The organism is Henriciella sp., assembly GCF_049649345.1.
In the GTDB taxonomy this organism is placed as follows: Bacteria; Pseudomonadota; Alphaproteobacteria; order Caulobacterales; family Hyphomonadaceae; genus Henriciella.
Map to the genome: position 1 here is coordinate 1 of NZ_JBARZC010000276.1, position 3,614 is coordinate 3,614.

The window sequence follows — 3,614 nt, forward strand, 5'->3', positions numbered from 1 at the left end:
GCTGAAACGAGGCGGGGCGACGGGCTCTGAAGTCGCGGTCGCTGTGCTGATCACAGTGGTCTTCGCTGGTGTAGTCCTGGTTCACCATTACGTGTTCGGCAACTATGCCACGCGCTGGCCGAAATGGGAGCTCGCCATCATCGGGCTGGACATCGCGGTGGGCCTGTTCTCGATGATCTGGGCGTCGAGGCGCGCGCGGCGTAAGCCGCTTCCAGCTGCAGTCTTGGCGGCCGCGCAGCTTCATCCGATCTTCGTGGTCATTTTCTTCGGCGACAGCTTCATTGCAGGTTATTCCTGGTATCTGGCGCTGATCGGAGCAGCGGCTCTCGTCGATGCCGTCCGTGGTCCGTGGGCCAGCCGGGGCGTAGCAGGGGCGCTGCTCGGCGTATTCGTCCTGGTCAACGTCCTGTGGGTCCCGGTTTCGCCGGGCTTTGAATGGCTGATGCCATATCTGCTCGTGAAAGTCGTTTTGATGGATTTCGTTCGCGGCGGCTCTGTGCGCCGTGCCCTATAGCTTGACGCTGTGCGGCGTATGCCAGCCTTTGGGCGATGTGGTGAATATCTCGGCGCCGTCATTTGTCACGCCGACAGAATGTTCGAACTGCGCCGACAGCTGTCTGTCACGCGTCACGGCAGTCCATCCATCAGGCAGGATGGCGGCGTCTTTACGGCCGATGTTCAGCATCGGCTCAATCGTGAAAAACATGCCGGGCTTGAGCTCAGGGCCAGTGCCAGCACGGGCTGAATGCACGACGTTCGGTTCGTCATGGAAGAGCTGACCAAGGCCATGGCCGCAGAAGTCTTCGACCACGGAAAGGCGGTTCTTCGCAGCCACCGCTGAAATCGCGGCACCGATATCTCCGAAGCGATTGCCGGGCTTTACGGCGGAAATTCCGGCCATCAGTGCATCATAGGTGACATCCATCAGCCGTTCGGCCTTCCGCTTCGGTGTGCCAGCCGCGTACATCCGCGAATGGTCGCCATGCCATCCATCGATAATCACGGTCACATCGATATTGGCGATGTCTCCGTCTTTAAGAGGCCGGTCACCTGGAATGCCGTGACAGATCACGTGGTTAAGCGAAATGCAGGAGGCGTGGCGATAGCCGCGATAGCCGATCGTCGCGGACTGCGCGCCGTGATCGTAGACAAATTCGCGGATGAGATTGTCGAGATGGGCCGTCGTGACGCCAGGCTTCACTTCCGGAACAAGCATATCTAGGCAGTCGGCGACCAGCCGGCCCGCCTTGCGCATGCCTTCAAAGCCAGCGTCATCATGGATCCGGATTTCGCCGGTCCGCATGGGCATGAGGAGGTCTGCTTCAGTCATTTTCAAGTCCGGTCTGCTTCGGTGTTCCCGCCGCAATATGGCAGCACGGGATTAAAACTTCCACTCTGGCTCGCAGGCTTCAGGTCAGGACTGTCTTGCGCGTTCTTCTTCTTCGGCCTGCTCGGCCATCGCCTCCAGTTCGTCCTGGTGCCGTTTATAGGTTTCAGGATGCTCATACTGCATCCGCGTGGCTTCTTCGCTAATGGTCCGCGCCTTGCTCGATTTCAAACGCGGGACGGCGACCGCCCAGATCAACACGCCGAGCAGGATCACCGCTCCAACACCATACAAGAATTCTAGTGGCATCACATGGGTTCCTTTCTACTTGGAAGACCAATGCGTGGCTGTATCGCGCGTTCCGGAATTAGGGGCACACCGTCGAAAATCCGTCCCGTGACACGCCAGGACCAGCAACGGGATATTGCTGCAGGCGGCCAGCCCTAGATCGAGGTCTAGGCGAGGGTTGCGTCCAGCGTGATGTCGATCGCGCCGAGTGCTTTCGACATCGGACAGCCTTCCTTGGCTTTCTTGGCAAGCTCCTGGAATTTTTGCTCCTCGATGCCGGGCACCTCGCCCACCAATGTCAGAGCCGAAGATTTCACCTCGAAGCCGCTTTCCACTTGCTCGACTGTTACCACCGATTTGGCTTCGAGGTTGTCCGCCGGTGTGTCGTTCTCTGCGAGGAAGTGCGACAGTTGCATGGCGAAACAACCCGCATGGGCGGCGGCCAGCAATTCCTCCGGATTGGTGCCTGACTTGCCGCTCTCGTCTTCGAACCGGGCCTTGAAGCTATAGCCGTGCTTTGACAGGGCGCCGCTTTGCGTGTCGAGCGTGCCTGTCCCGTCAGCGAGTGAGCCCGACCAGTTTGCGGTTGCGTGGCGTTTCATGGGGATCTCCTTGGTTTGAGGTGCAGAGAGAAGACGTAGAGCGAGCTGACGAGTTGCAAAGTCGCCAGGATTTCCCCGGCGGCGGCGCTTGCCCAATCGGGCCAGCTCATCCAGTCTTGTGAGAAACAAGATCGGGGAGGACTATTCATGAACATGGTGAAAACGATGTGGCTTGTGGCAGGTCTGATGGCAGCCGCATGCACTGGAGCGGCCATCGATCGTGCGCCTGATACGAGCGTTCAAATCGCAGAATCCTGGCCTCCGCTCGACGCTCCAGCCCACTCGTCAGCCTTCAGCGAGCAGGGCCTGCAGGCCCTATCTTCGCGTATGGAAAGCTATGTTGATGACGACCACGTGCTTGGGATCAGCTGGCTGCTCGTCAAAGATGGCGAGGTCGCGCAATCTGGAACGCACGGCTTGAGGAATGCAGAAACGGCGAGCCCCGTGACCGATGACACGATCTACCGCATCTATTCCATGACCAAGCCGATTACCGGTGTCGCGCTGATGCAACTCTACGAAGACGGAAAGTTCGACCTGGACGACCCGCTCAGCAAATACATTCCTGAATTCGCGGATCTGAAAGTGCTCGCCGGTGAAAATCCGGATGGAACACCAGTGCTTGAAGGCCTGGAGCGCGAGCCCACCATTCGCGACGCGATGCGCCACACGGCCGGATTTGCCTATGGCCTGTTCGGCGATGACTATGCAAACAGGCAATTCCGGGAGCAGCAAATTCTCCGTTCGCCCGATCTGGACACGCTGATCGACCGGATTGCCGGTGTGCCGCTTCTGTTTCAGCCGGGTGAGCGCTGGTCCTATTCCGTCAGCGTCGACATTCAGGCCTATCTGGTAGAGACACTGTCCGGGCAGACGTTCAGCGATTATTTGCAGGCAAATATGTTCGATCCTCTGAACATGGACGATACCGGCTTCTACGTGCCGGACGAAGAGTATTCCCGGATGGCTGACCTCACGGTCTATAACCGGGAGGAAGGGAAGTTGGCCGCGATGCCGACCTCCCCCGAGACGCGCGATCCCACGACAATCCCGTACCTGTTCATGAAGGACACCGTCGCTTTCCAGTCCGGCGGACACGGACTTGTCTCGACGCTCGATGACTATGCGCGTTTCTGCCAGATGATGCTGAATGACGGTGCTCTGAGCGGCGCGCGTATCATTTCGCCCGAAACAGTTGCCCTGATGACAAGCAATCAACTGCCAGACGGGGTCGGTACCGGCTTTGATGGCACACAGCGTAGTTCCGAAGAAGGCGAACCTCACAAATTCGGTCTGGACTGGGGTTTGGTCTCCGATCCCGAGGCGATGAAGAGCCCGGCGGGCGAAGGCACCTATTATTGGGGCGGGGCGGCCGGAACCTGGTTCTGGATCGATCC

At 59.0% G+C, this 3,614-nt stretch carries 4 protein-coding genes and 1 pseudogene; 2 read left to right on the forward strand and 3 right to left on the reverse strand.

Features of this window, described 5'->3' with window-relative positions:
- Positions 1–514: pseudogene (locus WA989_RS07340) on the forward strand (hypothetical protein); the annotation flags it as partial.
- Here the strand turns inward: WA989_RS07340 and map are convergent.
- The 3 genes from map to WA989_RS07355 all read right to left on the reverse strand — a co-directional run bounded on the left by map (position 509) and on the right by WA989_RS07355 (position 2,217).
- A complete protein-coding gene (gene map, locus WA989_RS07345) occupies positions 509–1,330 on the reverse strand; it encodes a type I methionyl aminopeptidase (protein WP_424339853.1) in 822 nt (273 codons plus the stop codon). The pseudogene WA989_RS07340 and the gene map overlap by 6 nt on opposite strands.
- Positions 1,331–1,414: 84 nt before the next feature.
- Positions 1,415–1,636 carry a hypothetical protein gene (locus tag WA989_RS07350; protein ID WP_424339854.1) on the reverse strand — a complete coding sequence of 74 codons (222 nt, stop codon included), beginning with the start codon at positions 1,634–1,636 and terminating at the stop codon, positions 1,415–1,417.
- Between the two features lie 146 nt (positions 1,637–1,782).
- Positions 1,783–2,217 (reverse strand): OsmC family protein, encoded by a 435-nt coding sequence (locus tag WA989_RS07355; RefSeq protein WP_424339855.1) that lies wholly within the window; start codon positions 2,215–2,217, stop codon positions 1,783–1,785.
- 147 nt (positions 2,218–2,364) lie between these two features.
- Here WA989_RS07355 and WA989_RS07360 point away from each other — a divergent pair.
- Positions 2,365–3,614, forward strand: a 1,250-nt coding sequence (locus WA989_RS07360) for a serine hydrolase domain-containing protein (protein WP_424339856.1), incomplete at its 3' end; no start/stop codon positions are given.

What these genes read in the sequence shown, in the direction of transcription:
- WA989_RS07355 (WP_424339855.1), bottom strand. Translation starts at nt 2,217, where the DNA reads ATGAAACGCCACGCAACCGCAAACTGGTCGGGCTCACTCGCTGACGGG.
- map (WP_424339853.1), bottom strand. Translation starts at nt 1,330, where the DNA reads ATGACTGAAGCAGACCTCCTCATGCCCATGCGGACCGGCGAAATCCGG.
- WA989_RS07350 (WP_424339854.1), bottom strand. Translation starts at nt 1,636, where the DNA reads ATGCCACTAGAATTCTTGTATGGTGTTGGAGCGGTGATCCTGCTCGGC.